Annotated in this window: 14 protein-coding genes, 2 tRNA genes and 1 pseudogene; 8 read left to right on the top strand and 9 right to left on the bottom strand. The window is 68.9% G+C overall.

Features of this window, described 5'->3' with window-relative positions:
* Positions 1-37 precede the first annotated feature (37 nt).
* Together orn and BN971_RS09080 are read left to right on the top strand one after the other, a co-directional pair.
* Positions 38-685 carry an oligoribonuclease gene (gene orn / locus BN971_RS09085; protein ID WP_085183094.1) on the top strand — a complete coding sequence of 216 codons (648 nt, stop codon included), beginning with the start codon at positions 38-40 and terminating at the stop codon, positions 683-685.
* 50 nt (positions 686-735) lie between these two features.
* Positions 736-811 (top strand) — tRNA-His (locus BN971_RS09080).
* Positions 812-868: 57 nt separating this feature from the next.
* On the opposite strand, the gene BN971_RS09075 is transcribed toward BN971_RS09080, so the two are convergent.
* On the bottom strand, positions 869-2,065 hold the full coding sequence (locus BN971_RS09075) for a L,D-transpeptidase (protein WP_085183095.1): 1,197 nt from the start codon (positions 2,063-2,065) through the stop codon (positions 869-871).
* 316 nt (positions 2,066-2,381) lie between these two features.
* Here BN971_RS09075 and BN971_RS09070 point away from each other — a divergent pair.
* The 3 genes from BN971_RS09070 (at position 2,382) to BN971_RS09060 (ending at position 5,722) form a co-directional block, all read left to right on the top strand.
* A tRNA-Lys gene (locus BN971_RS09070) sits at positions 2,382-2,457 on the top strand.
* A gap of 239 nt (positions 2,458-2,696) precedes the next feature.
* Positions 2,697-3,797, top strand: a complete 1,101-nt coding sequence (locus tag BN971_RS09065; RefSeq protein ID WP_085183096.1) for a ferritin-like domain-containing protein — start codon at positions 2,697-2,699, stop codon at positions 3,795-3,797.
* 185 nt (positions 3,798-3,982) lie between these two features.
* Positions 3,983-5,722: a DUF3556 domain-containing protein gene (locus BN971_RS09060; RefSeq protein WP_085183097.1), complete on the top strand. Its 1,740-nt coding sequence runs from the start codon at positions 3,983-3,985 to the stop codon at positions 5,720-5,722.
* Here BN971_RS09060 and BN971_RS09055 read toward each other — a convergent pair.
* Positions 5,709-5,936, bottom strand: coding sequence for a DUF3618 domain-containing protein (locus BN971_RS09055; protein ID WP_085183263.1), 228 nt, complete (start codon positions 5,934-5,936; stop codon positions 5,709-5,711). The genes BN971_RS09060 and BN971_RS09055 overlap by 14 nt on opposite strands.
* A 97-nt stretch (positions 5,937-6,033) precedes the next feature.
* On the opposite strand from BN971_RS09055, the gene bcp reads away from it, so the two are divergent.
* Entirely contained in the window at positions 6,034-6,510 is a 477-nt protein-coding gene (gene bcp, locus BN971_RS09050) for a thioredoxin-dependent thiol peroxidase (RefSeq protein ID WP_085183098.1), read from the top strand.
* On the opposite strand, the gene BN971_RS24990 is transcribed toward bcp, so the two are convergent.
* Positions 6,494-6,661: a hypothetical protein gene (locus BN971_RS24990; RefSeq protein ID WP_169718668.1), complete on the bottom strand. Its 168-nt coding sequence runs from the start codon at positions 6,659-6,661 to the stop codon at positions 6,494-6,496. The genes bcp and BN971_RS24990 overlap by 17 nt on opposite strands.
* A gap of 22 nt (positions 6,662-6,683) precedes the next feature.
* Between BN971_RS24990 and BN971_RS09045 the strand changes: the two genes are divergently transcribed.
* Positions 6,684-7,124, top strand: coding sequence for a nitroreductase family deazaflavin-dependent oxidoreductase (locus BN971_RS09045; RefSeq protein WP_085183099.1), 441 nt, complete (start codon positions 6,684-6,686; stop codon positions 7,122-7,124).
* A gap of 7 nt (positions 7,125-7,131) precedes the next feature.
* Here the strand turns inward: BN971_RS09045 and BN971_RS09040 are convergent.
* The 5 genes and pseudogenes from BN971_RS09040 to glsA form a co-directional block, all read right to left on the bottom strand.
* Positions 7,132-8,540: pseudogene (locus tag BN971_RS09040) on the bottom strand (M20/M25/M40 family metallo-hydrolase).
* Positions 8,537-8,929 carry a holo-ACP synthase AcpS gene (gene acpS, locus BN971_RS09035; protein WP_085183101.1) on the bottom strand — a complete coding sequence of 131 codons (393 nt, stop codon included), beginning with the start codon at positions 8,927-8,929 and terminating at the stop codon, positions 8,537-8,539. Before acpS ends, BN971_RS09040 begins: the two are co-directional and overlap by 4 nt.
* A 29-nt stretch (positions 8,930-8,958) precedes the next feature.
* A complete protein-coding gene (locus BN971_RS09030) occupies positions 8,959-18,180 on the bottom strand; it encodes a type I polyketide synthase (protein WP_085183102.1) in 9,222 nt (3,073 codons plus the stop codon).
* A 542-nt stretch (positions 18,181-18,722) separates the two neighbouring features.
* Positions 18,723-19,442, bottom strand: a complete 720-nt coding sequence (locus BN971_RS09020; protein ID WP_090349931.1) for a DUF1906 domain-containing protein — start codon at positions 19,440-19,442, stop codon at positions 18,723-18,725.
* An 80-nt stretch (positions 19,443-19,522) separates the two neighbouring features.
* Complete coding sequence (gene glsA / locus BN971_RS09015) at positions 19,523-20,479, bottom strand: glutaminase A (RefSeq protein ID WP_085183104.1); 957 nt, start codon at positions 20,477-20,479, stop codon at positions 19,523-19,525.
* 229 nt (positions 20,480-20,708) lie between these two features.
* Here glsA and BN971_RS09010 point away from each other — a divergent pair, with 229 nt between their 5' ends.
* On the top strand, positions 20,709-21,860 hold the full coding sequence (locus BN971_RS09010; protein ID WP_085183105.1) for an aromatic ring-hydroxylating oxygenase subunit alpha: 1,152 nt from the start codon (positions 20,709-20,711) through the stop codon (positions 21,858-21,860).
* Positions 21,861-22,146: 286 nt separating this feature from the next.
* Here the strand turns inward: BN971_RS09010 and BN971_RS09000 are convergent, their stop codons facing one another.
* Positions 22,147-23,397, bottom strand: coding sequence for a lipocalin-like domain-containing protein (locus BN971_RS09000; RefSeq protein WP_139027065.1), 1,251 nt, complete (start codon positions 23,395-23,397; stop codon positions 22,147-22,149).
* Positions 23,398-23,485 lie beyond the last annotated feature (88 nt).

The following is a 23,485-nucleotide window of genomic DNA, read 5'->3' as shown; positions in this document are numbered from 1 at the left end:
CGCCGGCGGCACCCGCGCGGGGGCTTAGTCTGGCCGTGTGGCTGACCAATTGGTGTGGATCGACTGCGAGATGACGGGGCTGAACCTCGCATCGGACAAGCTGATCGAGATCGCCGCGCTCGTCACCGACGCCGATTTGAACATCCTGGGCGACGGAGTCGACGTCGTGATTCACGCCGACGAGGCGGCGCTGTCGTCGATGGTCGAAGTGGTCACCGAAATGCACTCGCGATCGGGCCTGACCGACGAGGTGAGGGCGTCGACGGTCGACCTGGCGACGGCCGAGGCGATGGTGATGGACTACATCCACAAGCACGTCAAGCAGCCCAAGACGGCGCCGCTGGCGGGCAACTCGATCGCCACCGATCGTTCGTTCATCGCCCGCGACATGCCGGTCCTCGACGCCTTTCTGCATTACCGCATGATCGACGTCAGCTCCATCAAGGAACTGTGCCGGCGCTGGTACCCGCGGATCTATTTCGGCCAGCCGGTGAAGGGACTGTCCCACCGGGCCCTGGCCGACATCCATGAGTCCATTCAGGAGCTGAAGTACTACCGGCGGACGGCGTTCGTGCCGCCGCCCGGGCCTTCTACCAGCGAAATAGAGGCTGTGGTCGCCGACCTGCAGGCCGGCGACGACCCACCGGAATCAATCGATTCGGCTGCCGAGCCACCGACCGGCTAGTATCGACGTCGCTGCTCGTCGGCTCACTCCGAGGCCGGCCGGCGGCCATGGTGGCTGTAGTTCAGCTGGTAGAGCACCAGGTTGTGATCCTGGATGTCGCGGGTTCGAGCCCCGTCAGCCACCCCAACATAGCGCCGGCCGTTTCGCGCCCGGTTGGCCGCGCGATCGGGGACGAGGCGCCGATCAGGTATCGGCGTTGCCGGCCTTCCAGACCGGCCAGGGCACGTTCCAGTCACCGAGGCCCTCGGTGCCCGGCAGCGTCGGGCCGACGGTGTGGATCACCTCGACGATGTCACCGCTCTTGCTGTGGTCGTAGAACCACTCGGCGTTGCTCGGGCTCACGTTCAGGCACCCGTGGCTGGTGTTGGTGTGGCCCTGCGCGCCGACCGACCACGGAGCGGAATGCACGAAGACGCCGCTGTAGGACAGCTGGGTGGCCCACTCGACATCGGTGCGATATCCGTTGGGAGAGTTGACCGGTACGCCGTACGTGGAGGAGTCCATGATGATGTGCTTGAACCGCCCGCCGACGATGTAGAAACCGTTGGCCGTCGGCGTGCTGTCCTTGCCCATCGAGGTCGGCATCGTCTTGACCACTTCGCCGTTGACGCGCACGGTCACCATCTTGGTGGTGTCGTCGGCCGTCGAGATGACCTCGTCGCCGATGGTGAAGTGCGTCTTGACGTTGTCCTCACCGAACATCCCGTTGCCCAGGTCGACGCCGTAGGTGTTGACCGACACGTCGACAGCGGTTCCGGGCTTCCAGAATTGCTCTGGGCGCCAACGGACTTCCCGGTTGTTGAGCCAATAGAACGCGCCCTCGACCGGCGGGGTCGTGGTGATCACGATCGCGTTCTGGGCGGCCGCGCGGTTGGCGATGTTCTCGTCGAAGCGGATGGCCACCGGCTCGCCGACGCCCACCACCTCGCCGCCGGCGGGCGCGACGTACGGCATCGTCAGGTGCGCGGGCGAGCTGGTCTTGAAGGTCATCTGCCGGCTGGCCGCCCCGCCCAGGCCGAGCGCCTTCGCGTTCAGCGTGTAACGCCTGTTGTAGCCGAGTTGCTCGGTGGTCGACCACCGCAGCCCGTCGGGGCTGAGCTGCCCCGCGATCGACCTGCCGTTTTCGTTGACCAGGGTGACCGACGCGAGTACGCCGTACGCGACGTTCACCGTCACCGGTGAGTCCACGGTGACGCCAACGGCGCCGTCGGTCACCGACGCGGTGAGCTTGGGAACCAACAGGTCGGCAAACGGTGTGCCCTTGTCGAAGATCACCTTCGGCGGCGCGGCACTCGGGTGCCCGCCGCAGGAAACGCCGAACAGCGCGACCGTGGCCAGCACGACGGCCAGCCCCGATCGGCGTCTGCGCCACGGCGTCATCCACTAGACCTTTCATGTATTTGGCTTGACTACGGTCACCGCTGACCGAGAACGGTGGAAGCATTCTAAAGGCTTTCGGGCGGCTTCCCTCCGCAACCGCGGTAAGCCGGACGCGTGCCGCCCCACGCAGGTTGCCCGCCTCTTCCTGGACTTTTCCCGAAACTCTTCGGGTGGCTGCGGTTCCTCGCGCACACTTATGACGACCGCCACCGGCCACCGGTCCGATTGGCTGAGCAGCTATCCTGAAACGAATCCGGGATTTCACTCGGCGACGCAACGCCTGTTATTGTCGCTACCGCGGTCTCGGCCGACCCAAGCGCCGTTAGCTCAGTTGGTAGAGCAGCTGACTCTTAATCAGCGGGTCCGGGGTTCGAAACCCTGACGGCGCACCACGTTGGATTCCCTCGCACGCCGCGCCATGAGCGCGAGTGCTCCGGCGGTGGGGCCCACATACGTGCGATCTGCGACGTCGACGTGACGTCCGCCCGCGCTCCGCGGAGGCGCCGGAAATTGTCGGGAATCAGCCGGAATGAGCGCCGCCCGCCAGGCTTGACCGCACCGCCGAATATTGCAACCATTGTGATATGCGTCATATGACCAGTGGTCATATCGGTAACGAGAGGCGGCGGCCATGACAACCAGGGACAAGTACACGGACGTGCCCGAGCCGTACTCGTGGGAGGTCCCCAGCAACGGCGACGCCCGCTTCACGTGGGAGTACGACGAGGGGCGCGCCCGCCTTCTGTCCCTGTACCAGAAGGGCAAGGACAAGCAGTGGGACGCCCAAACGCGCATCGACTGGGGCCAAGACGTCGACCCGACGAACCCGGTCGGGCTGCCCGATGAGTTCCATCCCCTGTTCGGCAGCCCGATGTGGGACGCCGCGGACGAAGCGCGCCGCGCCGAGATGCGCCTGCACTCCCAGGCCTGGCAGTTCTCTCAGTTCCTGCACGGAGAGCAGGGCGCGATGGTGTGTTCGGCGAAGATCGTCGAGGTCGTTCCGGACCTGGACGCGAAGTTCTACGCGGCCACCCAGACCATGGACGAAGCCCGGCATGTGGAGGCGTTCTCGCGGTTCCTGCAGGAGAAAATCGGCCTCGTCTACCCGATCAACAAGAATCTGACGGCGCTGCTCGAGGACACCCTGCGCGACTCGCGCTGGGACATGCCCTACCTCGGCATGCAGGTACTCATCGAGGGGCTCGCGCTCGCCGCCTTCGGGGTGCTGCGGGACATCACGCCGCAGGACTCGCTGTCCAAGCAATTGCTGGCCTACGTCATGCAGGACGAGGCCCGGCACGTCGCCTTCGGTCGAATCTCGCTGAAGGACTACTACTCCGCGCTCACGACGGCCGAGCGCGACGAGCGTGAAGAGTTCGTCGTGGACGCCTGCTACCTGATGCGCGACCGGTTCCGCGGCGAGGAGGTGTTCGAGACTCTTGGCATGGACGTCCAGGAGTGCGCCGCGTGGGTTGACCACTCGCCGCTGATGATCCAGTTCCGCTCGCACCTGTTCAGCCGGATCGTGCCCATCGTCAAGGACATCGGGCTGTGGGGCGACAAAGTGCAGAAGGCCTTCGCGGACATGGGTGTCCTCGAGATGGCCGGCTTCGACATCGAGACGCTGATGAAGGCCGACGAAGATCAGGCCGACGCGCTGGACAAGGCACACGCCGAGATGGCCGGCCGGGCCCTCGAGGTGGACCAGGTGATCGCGGCGGGCGCGAATTAGTCTCCAATCGTGGAGCGGACGCCAAAACCCTTAGTAATCAACGCAATTGGCGGCGGCAGGCCGCCCGTCGGCTAGCTCATCGCGCACCGTCCGGCCCGGTGGTATGCAGATACGCCGTGGACCGGTAGTTTCTCCCTGTCACCGATCGGCGCCCCATGTGGCCGAGCCGCGTCGAAGGAGCTGCAATGGGATTCATCCAGCCCAACCTGCCCGTCGTCGACATGGCCGAGTGGAGCAAACGGCCACGCGCCGAACGGATCGTGCCCATGGCGCGGCACATCGCGCAAAACGGGTTCGGCACTCCGCTGGTGATGCATTTGATGTACGGCGTCAAGATCGCGCTGTACATCCTGGGCGCCTGGCTGTTCGCCTGGTCGACGAAGGGCATCGGCGATTTCGGGGCGGTGACCTCGTGGTGGTCCGAGCCGATCGTGTTCCAGAAGGCCGCCCTGTACACGATGCTGTTCGAAGTCGTCGGCCTGGGTTGTTGCTTCGGCCCGCTGGCCGGCCGTTACTTCCCGCCGATGGGCTCGATTCTGTATTGGCTGCGCCCCGGGACCATCCGGCTGCCCCCCTGGCCCGATCGGGTGCCGCTGACCAAGGGGAACGACCGGACTCCGCTCGACGTCGTGCTCTACGGCGCCCTGCTGGCATTGCTCATGACCGCGCTGCTGTCCGACGGCACGGGCCCAATTCCGGCGCTGGATACGACAATTGGCGTGCTGCCGCGGTGGCAGACCGTCGCCATCCTGGTGGTGCTGGCCGCAATCAGCCTGCGCGACAAGGTAATCTTCCTCGCCGCTCGCGGCGAGGTGTACGGCCCGCTGGCCCTGGTGTTCCTGTTCTCGGGCCCCGACATCATCGTCGGGGCCAAGGTGGTCTTCATGGTGATCTGGCTGGGCGCGGCGGCCTCGAAGCTGACCCGGCACTTCCCATTCGTGATCTCGACGATGCTGGCGAACAACCCGTTCATCCCCAGCGGGGTTCTCAAGCGATCGTTGTTCAAGCACCATCCGGATGACTTGCGGCCCAGCGCATTAGCGGGCTTTATCGCCCACTTTTCGACCGCGGTCGAAGGCTTGGTGCCACTGGTGCTGTTCTTCTCCCACGGCGGCTGGCCGACGGCGGTCGCCGCGTTCGTCATGATCGTGTTCCACCTGAACATCCTGCTCGCCTTCCCGATGGGCGTGCCGCTGGAGTGGAACGTGTTCATGATCTTCGGGGTGCTGTCGCTGTTCGTCGCCCATGCGCACCTGGGTCTGTCCAGCGTCACCCACCCAACCCCGATCGCCATCTTGTTCGCGGTCCTCGCCGGAGTCGTCGTGGCCGGAAACCTGTACCCGCGCAAGATCTCCTTCCTGCCCGGCATGCGGTACTACGCCGGCAACTGGGACACCACCCTGTGGTGCGTCAAGCCGTCGGCCGACGAGAAGATCCGCGTCGGTTCGCGCGCGCTCGGCCCGATGCAACATCTGCAGCTCGAGCGGTTGTACGGCAGCAAGGACGAGGCGCTGATCCCGCTGCACCTCGCCCTCGCGTTCCGCGGGATGAACACCCACGGGCGCGCGCTGCTCACGCTGGCGCACCGCGCGATGGCGGGCTACGACGAGGACGAGTTCAACCTGTGCGAGGGCGAGGTCCTGTGCTCCATGGTGCTGGGCTGGAACTTCGGTGACGGGCACATGCACAACGAGTGCCTGGTCGAGGCGCTACGGCGGCGGTGCGGGTTCGAGCCGGGCGAGGTCCGCGTCGTGATCCTCGACGCCCAGCCCATCCACAAACCGACGCAGGAGTACCGGCTGGTCGACGCGGCGACGGGCGAGTTCGAGCGCGGCTATTGCAACGTCGTGGACATGGCCACCACCCAGCCCTGGGCCGATGACATTCCGGTCTACGCCCAGAGTGATCGCGTCAGCGGTTCCTGACCCTGCGCACCACCACGACCACGACGATCGAGGAGATCCCCACCAGCGAGGCGATCACCACCGGCTTCTTCACGAACTCGACGGCGCGGGCTTTCAGGTCGTCGGCGAGGCGGCGGGGGTTCGCCCGCTCAGCAAGCGAATCGACCGTGGCCGCCAGTTGGTCGCGGGCTTGGTCGATGTCCTGCTTGATGGCCTCGGGATCGCGATCCGCCACGCCTCTGTCCTCCAACTCCACCTGATGCACCTGCTCGCACTACCCTAGATCAGCTAGCGTCGCACCCCGCGCTCCGGTCGAGAGAAGGGAAAACACGTTGACCGAAACCCCCCGTTTGGCCCCGGGCGACAAAGCGCCCGCCTTCAGCCTGCCCGACGCCGACGGCAACAAGGTCTCTCTGGCCGACTACAAGGGCCGGCGCCTGGTCGTCTACTTCTACCCGGCGGCCTCGACGCCGGGCTGCACCAAGCAGGCCTGCGCCTTCCGCGACAACCTGCGCGACCTCAACGACGCCGGCATCGACGTCGTCGGCATCTCCCCCGACAAGCCGGAGAAGCTCGCCAAATTCCGCGACGCCGAGAAGCTGACGTTCCCGCTGCTGTCCGACCCCGACCGCAAGGTTTTGACGGCCTGGGGCACCTACGGCGAAAAGCAGATGTACGGCAAGACGGTCCGGGGCGTCATTCGATCCACCTTCGTGGTCGACGAAAAGGGCAAGATCGCCGTCGCGCAGTACAACGTCAAGGCGGCAAACACCGCATCGAGCATCCAGAAGATCATCGCGGGTTCTTAGCGGGAGGCGCGGCGCCGATCGGGCTCTTCGTCGACGGCGCCGACACCTTCTTCGTTCTCGGCGATGGCAACTCGGTGGCCCACCACGCCGGATCGCCGACGATCACCCAGACGGCAAACCACAACATCACCGCGTCGGCCCGATCGGCCATGTGAACGGTGATACTCAGTGCCATGAATCCTGTGTTCGAGAAAGCGCTCTACGGATACATGCGGTTGCACGACAAGGTGTACCAGGGAACCCACGGTTGGATCGGGCACCGGATGATCTGGATTCCCAGCCTGCTACTGCACACGGTCGGCGCCAAGACCGGCCGGCCCCGCACGGCATCGCTGGCCTACGGCCGCGACGGTGAGAACTACCTGGTGACGGCGTCCAATGGCGGCGCTCCCCGCTCGCCCGGCTGGTACCACAACTTGATCGCTCACCCTGACGTCGAGATCAACGTCGGCCCAAGACGATTCAAGGCCACCGCGCGGCCCGTCCTGCCGGGCGATCCCGCGTACGACCGACTCTGGAAAATCGTCAACAAGGTCAACAGGGGCACCTACGCCGAGTACCAGAAGCGCACGTCACGGCCCATACCCGTCGTGGTGCTGACGCCCAGGCGTTAGCGCAGAGTCAGGCCAGGTTGGCCAGCAGCAGCGCCTCGGTGATCGCCGCGCGCTCGAGCACGCCGAGGTGCAGGCTCTCGTTGATGCTGTGCGCCTGGGTGCCGGGGTCCTCCACGCCGGTGACGAGGATCTTCGCCTGCGGGAAGGCGGTCGCGAACTCGGCGATGAACGGGATCGAGCCGCCCATACCCATGTCGATCGGCTCCACGCCCCACCCCTGCCGGAACGCCGCCCGCGCCGCGTCGTACACCGGGCCGCTGGCGTCGATGGCGTAGGGCTCACCCTTGTCGCCGGGCGTGACGACGACGTGCGCGCCCCACGGCGCGTGGCTGCGCAGGTGCTCGGTCAGCGCGTCCAGGTGCGCCGCGGCATCGCCCCCGGGCGCCACCCGCATGCTGACCTTGGCCCGGGCCCGCGGGATCAGCGTGTTCGACGCGGCGGCGACCGGTGTGGTGTCGATGCCGATCACCGTGATGGCCGGCTTGGCCCACAGCCGCTGCGGCACCGAGCCGGTGCCGATCTCGGACACCCCGTCGAGCAGACCGGAGTCGGCACGCACCCGCTCGGGCGGGTAATCGACTGCAGCCGCGGTACTTTCGTACAGGCCGGCCACCGCTACGTTGCCGTCGTCCTCGTGCAGGCTGGCCAGCAGTCGCACCAGGACGGTGAGCGCGTCGGGAACGACGCCGCCCCACAAACCCGAGTGCAGCCCGTGATCCAGCGTGGCGACCTCGACGACGCAATCGACCAGGCCGCGCAGCGAGACCGTCAGCGACGGAACGTCGGTGCTCCAGTTGTCGGAGTCCGCGATCACGATCACGTCGGCGGCCAGGGCGTCGCGGTGCGCGGCGAGCAACCGGCCCAGCGACGGCGAGCCGGACTCCTCCTCCCCCTCGACGAACACCGTCACGCCGACCGGCGGTCGGCCGCCGTGCGCCCGGAACGCCGCCAAATGCGTTGCGATGCCGGCCTTGTCGTCGGCGCTCCCGCGACCGTACAGCCGCCCGTCGCGTTCGGTCGGCTCGAACGGCGGCGAATGCCACTGCCCGCGGTCGCCTTCCGGCTGGACGTCGTGATGGGCGTACAGCAGGACCGTCGGCGCGCCGGGCGGCGCGGGGTGGTGGGCGATCACCGCCGGCGCACCGCCCTCGCTGACGATGCGAACATCGCCAAACCCGGCCTGCGACAACAACTCCGCGACCGCCTGCGCGCTGCGGTGTACCTGCGGGCGCCGGGCGGGGTCCGCCCACACCGATTCGATGCGCACCAGGTCCTCGAGGTCGCGCCGCACCGACGGCAACACCTCGCGGACCCGCTCCACCAGATCGCTCATGGCCTCCCTTTCCCTGCGCGAGCAGACGCAGAATCGCACCGAAACCGGCCTGTCTATGCGATTCTGCGTCTGCTCGCGGTTATGGCGTCTCCAGGATCGCGACCGCGGCGGCCGTGTCCCCCTCGTGGGTCAGCGACACGTGGATCGTCACGTCGGCCAGATGCTTGGCGATGTCGCCGGTCAACCGGACCCGCGGTCGTCCCCACATGTCGGTGACCACCTCGATGTCCCGGTGAATGGCCTCGGGCAGCACCGGCCGCTGGGCGAACCGCGACCCCGACCAGGCCTTGATCACCGCCTCCTTGGCGGCCCACCGCGCCGCCAGGTGCCGCGCGGCCGACGAACTCTTGTCCGAGGCGTCGCGCCGCTCGCCCGGTGTGAACGTCTCGGAGAACAGCGTTCCGGGCTGGTCGACCTGCTCGGCGAACTCCGTGATCGAGACCAGGTCGATCCCGACTCCGACGATGCCCATGGCTGGTCAGGCTAACGGATGGACCGGAGTCATCCCGGGTAGGCCTCGTAGGCGCCGTCCTCGCCCAGGCGGGCGTCGGGATTCAGCAGCATCGCCGCCTCCTGACGCTTCTCGGGCGCGTCGTGGTCGAAGCGACGGTCCGGCGGCCGCTGGTACATCGGCGCACCGCCGGCGATCGCCGAGACCAGCCGGCGCTGGCCCGCGAGCAGCCGCGCATCCGCCTTCCGCCGGTACTCCTCGCGCTGATCGGCATCCAGCGCCGCGATGAACGCCTGCGGGTGCACCAGCGCGACCAGCCCGGAGACGTGCCCGAACCCGAGGCTGGTCACCAGGCCGGCCTTGAGCGGGAACCTGTCGCCCAACCGCAGCGTCTCGCGCACCCAGACGAAGTGGGCCGAGCCGGCCAGCTCGTCGTCCACACAGTCCAGGCTGCGGTTGGGCGGGATGACGCCGTCGCGCAGCATCTGGCACAGGCCCATCGTCTGGAACACCGCGGCGCCGCCCTTGGCGTGGCCGGTCAGGCTCTTCTGCGAGACCACGAACAGCGGCGCGCCGGGCGAGCGGCCCAGCGAGTCCGCCAGCCGCTCGTGCAGCTCGGTCTCGTTGGGGTCGTTGGCCAGCGTCGAGGTGTCGTGCTTGGACACCACCGCGACGTCGTCGGCGGTCACGCCCAGCTTGGCCAGCGCCCGCGCCAGCGGCGAGTCTTTGCCGCCGCGGCCGGCGGCCAGCGCGCCGAGTCCGGGCGCCGGGATCGAGGTGTGCACACCGTCGCCGAACGACTGCGCGTACGCCACCACCGCGAGCACGGGCAGCCCCATCTTGAGGGCCAGGTCGCCGCGCGCCAGCAGGATCGTGCCCCCGCCCTGCGCTTCGACGAAGCCCAGGCGGCGCCGGTCGTTGGGCCGGGAGAACTTCGAGTCGTGAATGCCGCGGCCCCGCATCATCGAGGTGTCGGCGGTGGCCGCCATGTCGCCGAAGCCGATGATGGCCTCCAGCGTCAGGTCGTCCAGGCCGCCGGCCACCACCAGTTCGGCCTTGCCCAGGCGGATCTTGTCGAGACCCTCCTCCACCGACACCGCCGCTGTCGCGCAGGCGGCGACCGGGTGGATCATCGCGCCGTAGCTTCCGACGTAGGACTGAACCACGTGTGCGGCAACGACATTCGGCAGGACTTCCTGCAGGATGTCGTTGGGCTTGTTACGGCCCAACAGGTTTCCGTGGTACATGGTCTGCATCGAGGTCATGCCGCCCATCCCGGTGCCCTGGGTGCTGGCCACCATGCTGGGGTGCACGTAGCGCATGACCTCGGCGGGGCTGAACCCGGCGCTCAGGAACGCGTCGACGGTCGCGACGATGTTCCACAGCGCCACCCGGTCGATCGAACTGGCCATGTCCTGGCTGATGCCCCAGACCGTGGGATCGAACCCGGTGGGGATCTGGGCGCCGACGGTGCGCGTCAACTTGGTCTTGCGCGGCACCCGGATCTCGGTGCCCGCCTTGCGGATGACCTGCCAGTCGGTCGAGTCGGGTATCGGCCGGATGACCGTGTGCTCGGGGTCGAATTCGACGAAGGCGCGCGCGTCGGCCTCCGACGACACCACGAAGGCGAAGTCCTTGTCCAGGAACACCGAAACCAGCAGCGGGGAGGCGTGATCGGGGTCGATCGCCCCGTCATCGACGAATTCGCGGATGCCGCAGCGCTGGACGACCGCGTCGTGATAGCGCTCGACCAGCTCGGACTCGTCGACCAGGTCGCCGGATTCGGTGTCGTACCAACCGGGTTGGGGGTCGTCCTCCCAGCGGATCAGCCCGGTCGTCCAGGCCAGCTCGAGGACGCCGGCCGCCGAGAGCTCGCCCTCGACTTCCATCTCGAAGCGGGTGCGCGACGAGCCGTATGGGCCTATCTCGGCGCCGCCGACGATGACCACCAAGTCGGCCGGGTCGACGTCGAGGTCGTCGAAGGCCGGGGGTGGCGCCGGGGTGAACCCGCGCGGCGGCGACGGCAGCGCCGCGATCGTGCCGCGCGCCTCCGGCGTCCCGGGCTCCGCACCGGTGGTCTTCTGCTCGCGCGCCTTGGCGGCGAGTTCGGCCATGTCGAGGTCGGCATCGCCGAGGCCGCCGGTCAGGTCCGCGGTGATCGGCGCGCCGGCCGCGGCCACCTTGGATTCGGGGTCGCACAGCGACAGCAGCATGGCGGCCATGTCGTCGGTCGAGTAGGTGGTGACCCCCGCCTCCTCGACCGCGGTGACGATGGCGTCGTTGTGGCCCATCAGCCCGGTGCCCCGGGTCCAGCCGATCAGCGCGTGCGCCAGGCTGACCCGCGAGGCCCACGACGACTCGGCGCGCCAACGGCTCACCAGCGCGTCCAGCGCGGACTTGGCCTCGCCGTAAGCGCCGTCGCCGCCGAACATTCCGCGGTTGGGCGAGCCGGGCAGCACGACGTGCAGCCGCGAGGCGATGTCACGCTCGGCGCCGATCTTCGACAGCCCGCCGATCAACCGCTGCACCGCCCACAGCAGGACCTTCATCTCCACCTCGGAACGCGACCCGACCTCCGACAGGTCCCCGGCGACCCGCGGGGCCGCGAACGGGAACAGCAGCGTCGGTGTCTGGGCATCCTTGATGTGGATGGACTGCGGCCCAAGGCTTTCCGTCTGCTCGTTGCCGACCCAGTCGACGAGCGCGTCGATGTCGGAGTAGGACGCCATGTTGGCCGGGATCACCCACAGCGCGGCGCCGTAGCGGGCGTGGTCGCGGTAGAGCCCGCGGTAGAACGCCAGCCTTTCGTCGTCCAGTTTCGAGGTCGTCGCGACAACGGTCGCGCCTCCGTCGAGCAGCCGCGCGACGACCGCGGCGGCGATCGAACCCTTGGAAGCGCCCGTCACCACCGCGACTTCGTCGCTGTAGGGGCCGGGCTCGGGGTTCTCCGCGCCCGCGGCGATGCGGCCGTACAGGGACGCATGGATCTGCCGGCCGGACGCCAGCGCCTTGCCCTGCCACCAGGTGGCCTGGGTGGCGACGACGTGGCCGGCGCCCTCGAACCGTTCGGACAACGCCGGCCAGTCGGCGTCGATGTCGCCCTCGTCGGCCAGCCACAGTCGCACCAGGTCCTCGCGGGCGCTGGCCCACCGGTCGTCGAAGACGACGGCCTTTTTGGCGTCGAACACCGGCGCCACCAATCGTGGCCAGTCCGCGCCCAATTCGGCGGTCACCAGGTCGATGAGCTCGGCGTCGGTTGCCGCCGGCGAGGCGCTGACGGCGTCGTCCAGCCCCAGTTGGTTCAGCACCAGGCGGGCCGCGGACGCCAGCACGCCGTCGCGGCCGGTGATCTGGTCGGTGAATTCGCTCAGCGCGGCCGCGTCGATGGTCGCACCGCCGCCACCGCCCGACGACGGCAACGCCACCGAAATGCCATGGCGCGCAGCGACCGCCAGCACCGCGGCGTCGATGACCTTGTCGACGGACGCGGCATCGGCCAGCGCGCCCTCGTGCAGGTGGCCCATGGCGCCGCCCCGCACGCTGCTGCCCTCGCGGGTGCCCAGCGCCACCTCGACGCTGACGTGCTTGGCCCAGCCGTCACCGAGCTCCCACACCTTGTGCACCCGCTCGGCGACGGCGCCGGGCCGCTTGCCCGACGGTCCCAGCACGGTGCGCAGCTGGTCGTTGATGGCGTCGGAAAGCACTGGCCCGTAGGGCTTGTACGTGCGGGCGAGCTTGGTCACCTGGGACCGCAGGCCGGCCAGGTCGGCCTCGGCCGCCCCGTCGATGGCGCCCAGGTTGAGCTCCGAGCCGAGGTCGACCAGCAGCTGGTTGCGGCGCGACGACGCACCGTCGGTGATCGACTCGATGGAGTCCAGTTGCTCGATCTGGTCGATGCGCATCTTGGCCGACAGCGCGATCAGCGCCAGGGTGGCGTCGGCGGCGTCGAATGGGATGTCGTCGGGCCTGGCGGCACCACTGGGGGCGGACGGCACCGGCGCGGGTGCGGACTGCACCGCGCCGTCGGCCGGGGCCGCCTCGGCGACCGGCTCGGCGGACTCCTCCGGCTCCGGCTCGGGGTCGGTGTCGTTGGCGAACAGCACCGCGGCGTCGCGCTCGGCGTTGAGCACTTCGACCGTGCTGTGCGCGTATTCGGGCAACTTGAGGGTGTTGGTGGCCAGCCCGGCGACCGTCGGCGCCGACTTCACGCCGATCTCGACGAACCGTTCGACGCCAAGACCGCCCGCGGCCTCCTCGGTGAACAACAGGTCCTGGGTTTCGATCCAGCGCACCGGGCTGGCGAACTGCCACGCCAGCAGCTCGATCAGCACCTTGCGGGCCAGGTCGCGCGGCTTCTCGTTGAGCCAGGTGTCGTAGTCGGCGAGGATCTCGTCGAGGGGCTCGGCGGGCACCAGATCCCGGATCTCCTGGATGAAGTCGCGATCCAGCGAGAACGGGCGCGGCACCAGGTTCGGAATGTAGTGCCCGATGATGATCTCGGGATCCTTGTCGAACGGCACTATGCGCTCCAGCGCGCGGCGGAACTCGGCCACCCCCACCCGCAGCACCCGCGAGTGGAACGGCACGTCGATGCCGGGCACCAGGATGAACGACCGCCGCCCGCCGCTCAGTTCGCGGCGACGCTCCACCTCGGCCTCGAGCGCCTCCAGCCCGCGCACGGTGCCGGCGATCGCGTACTGCGATCCGCGCAGGTTGAAGTTCACGATCTCCAGAAATTCGCCGGTGCTCTCGGCGATCCCGGCGACGAAGCCGGGGACCTCCTCGTCGGGAAGGTCGATCTGCGAGGGCCGGATGGCGGCCAACCGGTAGTTGGAACGGCCCAGGTCGTCGCGGGGCACGATGTCGTGCATCTTGGAGCCGCGGTGAAACACGGCCTCCAGCAAGGCATCCAGCTCGAAGATGCCGCTCACGCAGGCCAGCGCGGTGTACTCGCCGACCGAGTGGCCGCAGGCGATGGCGCCTTCGACGAAGGCGCCCTGCTCGCGCATCTCGGCGACCTGCGCGGCGGCCACCGTCGCCATCGCGACCTGGGTGAACTGGGTCAGGTACAGCACGCCCTCGGGGTGGTTGTAGTGCACGCCGCTGGCGATGATGCTGGTCGGGTTGTCCCGCACGACGTGCAGCACCGAGAAGCCCAGCGTCTCGCGGGTGAACTTGTCGGCGGTGTCCCACACCTTGCGGGCGGCCTTGGACCGGGCCCGGACCTCCATGCCCATGCCCTTGTGCTGGATGCCCTGGCCCGGGAACGCATACACCGTCTTCGGGGAGTCCAGCCGCGCGGTCGCCGCCATCACCAGGTCCGTCCCGACTCGGGCGGCAACCTCCAAAACCTCGGCGCCCCGGTCGATTCCGACGCGGTCGACGCGGAAGGCCACCTCGTCGCCGGGTCGCACCATGCCCAGGAAGCGCGCGGTCCAGCCGATGAGCCGGGCCGGCGGGCGCGCCCGGCCGTCGGTGGCGGTCGCCGCGTGCTGAGCGGCGGCCGACAGCCACATGCCGTGCACGATCGGCGATTCCAGGCCGGCCAGCAGCGCGGCCGCGCGGTCGGTGTGGATCGGGTTGTGGTCGCCGGACACGACCGCGAACGGGCGCATGTCCACCGGCGCGGTGATCGTGACGTCGCGCCGGCGGCGGCGCGGGGTGTCCGTCGCGTTCTCCGACACCGCACCGCCGGCGCGCGCCGGGTCGGTGAGCTCGGCGCCGCCGGTGCGTCCCAGGATCGCGAAACGCTCACTGAGCGAGGCGATCACCGCGCCGTCGGCGTCGGCGATGGTCACCGAGACCGGCACGACGCGGCCCATGTCGGTGTCGACCGCGGCCGAAGCGGTTGCGCTGATGGTCAATTCGGCAGGCTGCGCGGGCAGCTTACCGACCACATGGGCGGCGTGGTCCAGGTGGACCAGGCTGAGCAGGCCCTCCACCACCGGGACGCCGGTGTCGGTGAGCGCCGAGCCGATGGCGGCGAAAACGGCGGGCCAGCACGGGCCGACCAGCGCGTCGGGCACGGTGCTGAGGCTGGGGGCCAGCGCCTCGGAGAAGACGGCCGTCACGCCGGTGTGGTCGGCCACCCGCTCGGGGTCCCAGTCCACGGTCACGGTGGCGCTCCCGTCGGTGACCGGCGGCAGGAACTCCGGTCCGTCGACGCCCGCGGCGATCGCCAGGACCGCGCGCATGGCGGTGGCGGCGTCCTCGGTGGAAACCACCGGGGCGCCGCCGTCGACGGTGTTGGGCGGCAAGGTGAATGGGATGTCGATCCAGGTTCCCGACACCGGCACGCTCAGGATGACCCGCTCGCCGTCGACGTGCAGCCGCGCGCCGGTGGACGAGTGGGTTGCCCGGCGGCTTTCGGGTCCGTCGTGCACCAGCCAGTCGGCGGGGTCGGCGATCCGGTGGACGGGGTTGATCGCGGTGCGCCCGGCCCACTCGACGTCGGGGGCGTCGAGGACGACGGCCAGCGGTCCGCTCACGTCGGCGCGGCCCAACCGGCGCGACGTGACGTCCTTGGGCGCGACGCCGGAAGCCAGCACATCCTCGATGGCGGCCTGCTCGAAACGGTCCAGCAATTCGCCGACGGGCTCGTCCAGCACGGTGATGCCGGCGACCGCGGCGGTGCCGGGGATGATGCACACCTGGTCGGCGTCGTAGCGGGCGTCGTGCGCCTGCCAGAGCGAGTCGCTGCGCCACCAGCGCCGCACGTCTTTGTCGATCACCGGTACGAAGTTGACCGGCTTGCCCGGCGTCTTGCACAGCGTGACGAAGAACGGGACGTCGGCCGGATGCAGGAGCACGGACTCGGCGTCGGGGTAGTGCGCCAGCAGGCCGGCGATGGCTTCGTCGGGGTTCTCCAGCAGCGCGGCGTCGGCGAACAGGGAGTCGATGGGGCCGAAATCCTGTGTGTGCAAACGCGCTTCGGCGCGCTGCAACATCTGCTGGAAGCGCTCGCGCCAGGTGTCGGCCAGCCACGGGCTGCCCGGTGACGCGGTGTCGGCGGTGGAGTCGCCGTCGCCGATGGCCAGCTCGACGTAGCGCCGCAACCACTGCAGGTAGGTCATCTCCCCGACGTCGCCGAAATACGGCTTGGCGGTGTTGGCCATCGCCGCGATGATCTCCTCGCGGCGCTCGGCCACCGCCTCCGCGTCGCCGGCGACCTCGTCGAGCAGCCGGCCGCACCGCGAGGCGCTGTTGTCGATCTCGTGGATGTCCGCGCCCAGCTGGCTTCGGCTGGAAGCCATGCCGCCCTGGGCTTTTCCGGCGCCGATCCACTGGTCGGTGCCCTGGGTCTCGACCAGCATCCGCTTGACCGACGGCGAGGTAGTGGCCTCCTTGGTGGCCATCGCCGCGGTGCCGACCAAAATGCCGTCGATCGGCATGAGCGGGAAGCCGTACGCCTGCGCCCACCGGCCGGACAGGTAGTCGGCCGCGCGCTCCGGGGTGCCGATGCCACCGCCCACGCAGACGGTGATGTTGGCACGGGAGCGCAGTTCGGAGTACGTCGCCAGCAGGAGGTCGTCGAGGTCTTCCCACGAGTGGTGGCCGCCGGCGCGGCCGCCCTCGACGTGCATGATCACCGGCTTGGTGGGGACCTCGGTCGCGATGCGGATGACCGAGCGGATCTGCTCGACGGTGCCGGGCTTGAACACCACGTGGGTGATGCCGACGTCGTTGAGCTCATGGATCAGCTCGACGGCTTCCTCGAGGTCGGGGATGCCGGCGCTGATGACCAGCCCGTCGATGGCGGCGCCGGACTGACGGGCCTTCTGCACGAGCCGCTTGCCGCCGACCTGAAGCTTCCACAGGTAGGGGTCGAGGAACAACGCGTTGAACTGATAGGTGCGTCCGCGCTCGAGCAGGCCCGACAGTTCCTCGATGCGGTTGGCGAAGACCTCCTCGGTGACCTGCCCGCCACCGGCCAGCTCGGCCCAGTGCCCGGCGTTGGCAGCCGCCGCGACGATCTTGGCGTCCACGGTGGTGGGGGTCATGCCCGCGAGCAGGATCGGTGAGCGTCCGGTCAGCCGGGTGAACTTCGTCGACAGCTTGACCCGGCCGTCCGGGAGGCGGACGACGGTCGGGGCGTAGCTCGACCACGCCCGGGCCACCTCGGGGACGGCGCCGACGGTGAAGAGGTTGCGCTGGCCGCCGCGGGTCGCGGCCGGGACGATGCCGACACCGAGGCCGCGGATCACGGGTGCGGTCAACCGGGTCAGGATGTCGCCGGGACCCAGGTCGAGGATCCAGCGGGCTCCGGACTCGTGAACGCGGGTGATCTCCTCCACCCAGTCGACGCGGCTCACCAGGATGGCTTCGGTCAGCTGCCGGGCCAGCGCGGCGTCCAGGCCGACCTTCTCGGCCCACCCGCCGACGATGTCGATGCCGTCGGCCAGCCGCGGCGTGTGGAAGCCCACCTCGACCTGTACCGGATCGAAGACCGGCGCGAAGACGTCGCCGCCGCGCAGCTTGTTCTTGCGGTCGGCCTCCTCCTTTGCGGAGATCTGCCGGCAGTACAGCTCGAACCGGGACAGTTGCTCGGGGGTGCCGGTGATGACGACCGAACGCCGCCCGTTGCGGATGGACAGCACCGGGGGCAGCACGGTGCGCACATCCTGCGCGAACTCGTCGAGCAGCCGGCCGATGCGCTCGGGATCGGCGTTGGTGACCGACACCATGGGCGACTTGTCGCCGAGGACGCAGATGCCGCGCCGGCGGGCCACCAGCGTGCCGGCCGCACCGATGAGCTGGGCCAACGCCAGCAGCTCGACATCGCGAGCGCCGGCCGCCTTCAGCGCCTCGACCGCGAGAACCCCCTGCGAGTGTCCGGCGACGGCCACCGGCGGCGTCGCCGCCCAGTCCATGCCCTGGCGCCCGAGGGCGCGCACGGCCGCGATCTGCGTCAGCAGCACGCCGGGGATGGACACGGCGGCGGACGTCAGGTGCTTGTCCGAGGGGATGGCATCCTCGGCGGCCAGCGCGCGCACCCAGGTCAGCGGCTCGAAACCGATCGGACGCACGACGACCAGCTCGCGCGCCACGGGTTCGAGCAGCAGTTGGGCCTCACCGACCAGGGTCGCCAGGTCGGATTCGATCCCGGCCGAGGACACCAGCTCTTCGAGGGTCTCCAGCCAGGCGCTGCCCTGGCCGCCGAAGGCCACCGCGTACGGCTCGCCCGCCGAGAGGCGGTCCACCAGAGCATGGGCGCTGTGCGGGCCCTTCCCGTCGCGGTCGGCGGACACACGGTCGTGCTCGTGGATGGTCACGTTGTCGATCTCCCTGTATGCGTCTTTTTGCGTCTCGCCCCGTGCTACCCGGTCCAGGAATTCGTCTGGACGTTCCCTTCCGGATTCAGCGTCGAATCTCCGTCGGTTACGGCTGACCGCTGCGTTATCGGGGAACTTTCCCGGCGTCCGTGGCATCGCCCGCGAACTGCATCGGCTGCACTAAGAGTGTCATAAGGATTCGTCGAGTTTTTCGACGTCGAACGGTTACTGGCGAGTTCTACGCATGGGTAACCGTGTCGTGGGTAACACCGCGTTCAATCGGGGGCGCAGGCCCCGGAAACAAACGCGCTGCATGCGGGTGGTTACGCCTGAGTAGCCATAACTGCGCAGATCAAGGCCGTATTGTTATGTAATCGTTATGTAAAAATTTTCGCGCCGTGAGAATCGCCCCGGCGCCTTCGTTCCCTCCGCGGCTCCGGCGGCGACGGCCGCCACGGCGGCGAGTCAGCGAACGAGTGTTTGCTGGCGGCCTCGCCGGTGGCGCGCTGCCGTGCCCGACGGGACCGGCGGTTGCGGCGGCCTCAGACCCACTGACCGAATTGGGGCTGCAGGATCTCGTTGACGTCGACCCCGACGCCACCGACACTGCGCTTGTCGATCTCGACCTGATGCAGGTGCGCGGCGGGGTGGGTGAACCCCTTGGGCGAGCCCCAGTTGTGCTGCCAGAAATAGGAGCCCAGGCCGTCGTGCAGCGCCCAGTCGATCGTCTTGGAATTCGCGTACACACCTGTGCGCTGGTGCCCGATGACCGACTCCCAGGACCGCAGATAGGGGACGATCAGTTGTTTGTATTGGTCGTAGGACGGGTCGTCGTCGATCGAGGCGTAGATGGGGGCGCTGGCGGGCCCGCCGGCGGCGGCGTGCAGCTGCATGCCGCGCTGCGCGTGCTGGATGCCCGCGGAGGCCCCGCCCAGCCAGTCGGCGGTGCTGCCCTTGCCGAACTGATAGCACGACACGATCTTCAGCCCGTTGGCGTTCAGGTCACGCGCCTCGGCGACCTGAATCGGCTTGCCCAGCATCCAGTTGCCGCCGGGTCGCCGGTCGGAAACGTAGCGGATCGAGCCGACGGCACCGGCGGCCCGGATCTGGCTGGCGGGGATCACCCCGGCCGCGTAGTCGAGCAGGGTGCCCAGTGATGCCGATGCCGGCGCGGCGTACAGCGACGCGCCCGCGGCACCCAGGCCTACCAAGGCGGGAGTCGCGGCCGCGAATTTGAGTACGGCTCGCCGGGACACGGACACATGCGACAGGGTAAGGCACTGCATCAAGGGTCACGCTGAACACACCAGTCACAGCTGTGTCACGTTGTCGCAACGCGGGTTTAGCGGCCGTTGGGGTTGCCGAACAGGCCCAAGTTGAGCTGGTTGACGACGTCGGACACGGCGTGCCACCCGCGCACGCTGTTGCCGGACGCATTCAATCTCGGCGAGAAGCCGGCCACGGCGAGGCGACCCGGCACCACGGCCAAAACGGCGCCCGCGACACCGCTCTTGGCGGGCACGCCGGCCGTATAGGCCCAGTCGCCGGATTGCGTGTACATCCCCTCCATCACCATCTCGGCCAGCAGGTAGGGGACGTGGGCGGCGGCGACGACCCGCGCGCCCGTGCGGGGGTTGACCCCGCCGGACGCCAGGGTGGCGCCCATGGTCGCCAGGTCGGCAATGTTCACGGTCGTCGAACACTGCTGGGTATAGACCGCGCAGGCTTCCATCGGATCGATGGAAAGCGTTCCCGCGCTGTACATCAGCCAGGCGATGGCCTTGTTGTGGGCGTTGGTGGCTTGCTCGGAGGCATTGATCTCCTCGCACAGCGAAAGCGGCCGGCCGGCGAATGCCGATTGCATGTCCAGGATCTTGCGCCACCGGTCGGACGCGTCGATTGCTCGCACCAAGCCGGTCGTCGCCATCGCGCCCGCGTTGACCAGCGGAGACCTGGGCTTGTCGTGATGCCGTTCCAGGGCCAGCACCGAGTCGAACGAGGCTCCGGTCGCATTGGCACCGACCTTGGCGCGCACCGCCTCGGGGCCCAGTTGTTCGATGACCAACGCCAGCGTGAACACCTTCGAAACCGACTCGATCGGGAACTCATGGTCAACGTCTCCGATCGAAAAGCTGTGGCCGTCGGGCGTCATCGCGCACAACGCGAAGAGGCCCGAGTCCACGTCGGCCAGCGCGGGGATGTAGTCCGCGTTGTGCCCCTCGGAGTTATGCCGATGCAGGGAGTAGGCGTGCGACACGGCGGCGTCGATCGCTGCCGGATCCAACGCGTCTGTGGGCATGACGTACCACTACCCGCTCGGCCTCCGGATAAGCAACTGAGCCCGGCTCAGGCCGGTCGCGGATGGGCCCCGCGCGACCGGAGGCCCGTACGTCGCGAGCCGATTCGGACCCGCCCCCCGTCGGCCGGCGTCCGCCGGGGCGCCATCATTGCTGTCAATGCTAAGTTAGCAAAGTAAGCTCGCCGGGGCGGGGCACGGCCTCGGACACATTCGACCGCAGGGACTTCGGATGGAACGCGATCAGCTCGTCGACCTCACCCGCCGCGCATGCAAGTTGGCGCGGGACAACACGACCGACCTCGCCCCCGCGACGCACCGGGTCGAGGCGCGCGAGTACACCTCCCTCGAGCGTCACCAACGCGACCGCGCCCTCGTGCTGGCCAGCCCCCAGCTGGTCGGCTACGCCTCGGAGCTGCCCGGGCCCGGCACCTACTGCACCAAGACGGTGATGGGGCGATCGGTCCTGCTGACCAGGGCGTCGGACGGATCGGTCCGGGCGTTCGACAACGTCTGCCTGCACCGCCAGTCGCAGGTGGCGAGCGGTTGCGGCACCGCCCGGCGGTTCACCTGCCCGTATCACGCGTGGACCTACGACAACACGGGAAGGCTGGTGGGGCTGCCGGGCCGCGAAGGCTTTCCCGGCACGGCGGTGAGGTCCGACGGCTTGGCCGCGCTCCCGGCCGCCGAGTTCGCCGGATTCCTCTGGATCGCAATGGATCCCGGCGCGACGCTGGACGTCGCGGCGCACCTGGGACCGCTGGCCGACGAGCTCGACTCGTGGGGCATCGGCCGGTGGTCTCCGCTGGGCGAGAAGGTGCTGGACTCCCCCATCAACTGGAAGCTGGCGATCGACACCTTCGCGGAGAACTACCATTTCGCGACCGTGCACCGACAGACGTTCGCGACCATCGCGCGCAGCAACTGCACGGTCTTCGACGCGTTCGGGCCGCATCACCGGCTGGTCTTCCCGCTGAACACGATCCTGGAGTTGGACACGGTGCCCGAAGAACAGTGGGACCCGTTTCACCACATGGTCGTCATCTACGCGCTGTTTCCCAACATCGTGTTGTCCGTGACGATCGCCAACGGCGAACTGTTCCGCGTCTATCCCGGCGATCGACCGGGTAGGTCGGTCACCGTCCACCAGAACTCGACCCCGCTGGACGTCTCCGACGAGTCGGTCGCGGCGGGCGCTGCGGCCGTCTTCGAGTACGCGCACGCCACCGTGCGCGACGAGGACTACCGGCTGGTCGAGGCGCTGCAGGCCAACCTCGAGTCCGGCGCCCGCGACCACCTGCTGTTCGGCCGCAACGAGCCCGGGCTGCAGCATCGCCACCTCACCTGGGAGCGGGCGCTGGCCGAGCGCTCATCGGCCGGCTGAGGATCCCGCCGACAGCGCCGCGATGAGGTCATCGAGAAGGGTTGCCAGAAGGTCGTTTTCAAGGGGCGCCAACGCGCTCAACAGCTCGGCCGCCTCGCCGCGGCGGCAACGGCGGCAACGGTGTCGCCGGCACCGCGACCAACCCCAATGGCGGCAACGGCGGCAACGGCGGCACCGAGACTCCCGGCGTCGGTGGCACCGGCGGCACCGGCTCCACACCGGGCACGGCCGGCACCAACGGGGCCGCCAGCACCGTGAATGGCAACGGCGGCAACGGCGGGAGCGGCTACACCTCCACCACCGCGGCCACCAGCGGCGGCAACCGGTCGGCCGCCGCCCGCAGCTCCGGACTCACCCGTCCGGCGTTCGCGACCGTGGTGGCCAGCACCTCCGCCAGCTCCCAGTCGCGGTAGAGCGCCAGCGAACGCTCGTTGAACGCGAAGCCGGTCACCGGTCTTCCCCACAGCGTTCCCTGGTAGCGGTAGGGACCCTCCATGTACTCGATCGGCAGCCCGTGCGCCGGGGCCGCCACCAGCGGCTCGCCGATGATGTCCAATTGCATTGTCGCGCAGGTTATCCGGTGGCGGTCGGGCATGTAGCGGGCCGAGGCGACCGGCCGCACCAGCGGCCGCACCGCTTCCGGCCACCGCACGTAGCTGCTGACCGTCACCTCCACGTCCTCGGCGCACTGCGGCGGCTGGGACGGATCGGGGTAGCTCGCCGTCATGCCCGTAAACGGCTGCAGCTCATTGCGGTTCGTGCGGTCGAACTGGCGCCAGATGCTCACGTCCACGCCGTTGTCGAAGCTGATCGTGCGCCATTCGTGGGACCTGGCCCGCGGGTCGCCGCCCGACCCGCCGCCGCCGGCGTAGCTGGGGAACCACTGCCGGTCGATGTGGCCGCCGCTGCCGGCGACCTGTTCGACCGTCGCGCCCCAGCGCAGCGTCCCGGTCATCGCCATTCCGGTCTGGAAGTACGAATAGGTGTCGGGTTGGCCGAAGCAGGCGATCTTGCCGTTGTACGTCGAGGCGCCCACGGGCGTCGGTGCACGGGTGGGGGTCACGGTCAGGTCCAACCGCATGGGTTGGCCGCCTTGGTCCCGGCCCACCAGACTGAGCCGGTAGGTGTAGGGCAGCAACTCGCCGTCGGCGTCGCGGCAGGTGGTCCACGACGCGGTGCCGGCCCCGCTCCGGTAACTGAGGTCGAGATAGCCGGAGGCCATCGAAAGCTTCTGCACCGCACCGGGTTCCATGTTGGCCGGCGGCATGTCGTAATCGGTGTAGGTGCCGTAGTCGCCGGTGTCCAGGTCGAACAGGGCCAGCGTGTAGAAGTCCGCGACCAAGCTCCCGCCCGGCCGGTTCTTGTTGAAGATGGTCAGGAAGGCAAGTGACCGGCCGGTCTGGACGGCGTCGAGCTGACCGGCGATGAACCACGTGTCCGACTCCTGGTCGGGGTGCTCGCCCTCGGCGGCCGGGAAATCGAGCCGGCGGTCGCCGGGCACCAATCGGTACGGATACCTGCGCCAGTCATTGCTCACTTGGCTCACCGCGTCGGCTTCCTGTCTTTTTTGCTATGTTAGCATCTATAGCGATGTTACCGTTCGCCGCTGCTCTCCCCTGCCTGAG

The organism is Mycobacterium bohemicum DSM 44277 (assembly GCF_001053185.1).
Taxonomy (GTDB): Bacteria; Actinomycetota; Actinomycetes; order Mycobacteriales; family Mycobacteriaceae; genus Mycobacterium; species Mycobacterium bohemicum.
Note: the sequence above shows the minus strand (reverse complement) of the source record. Positions and strands in the feature narration are given on the sequence as shown.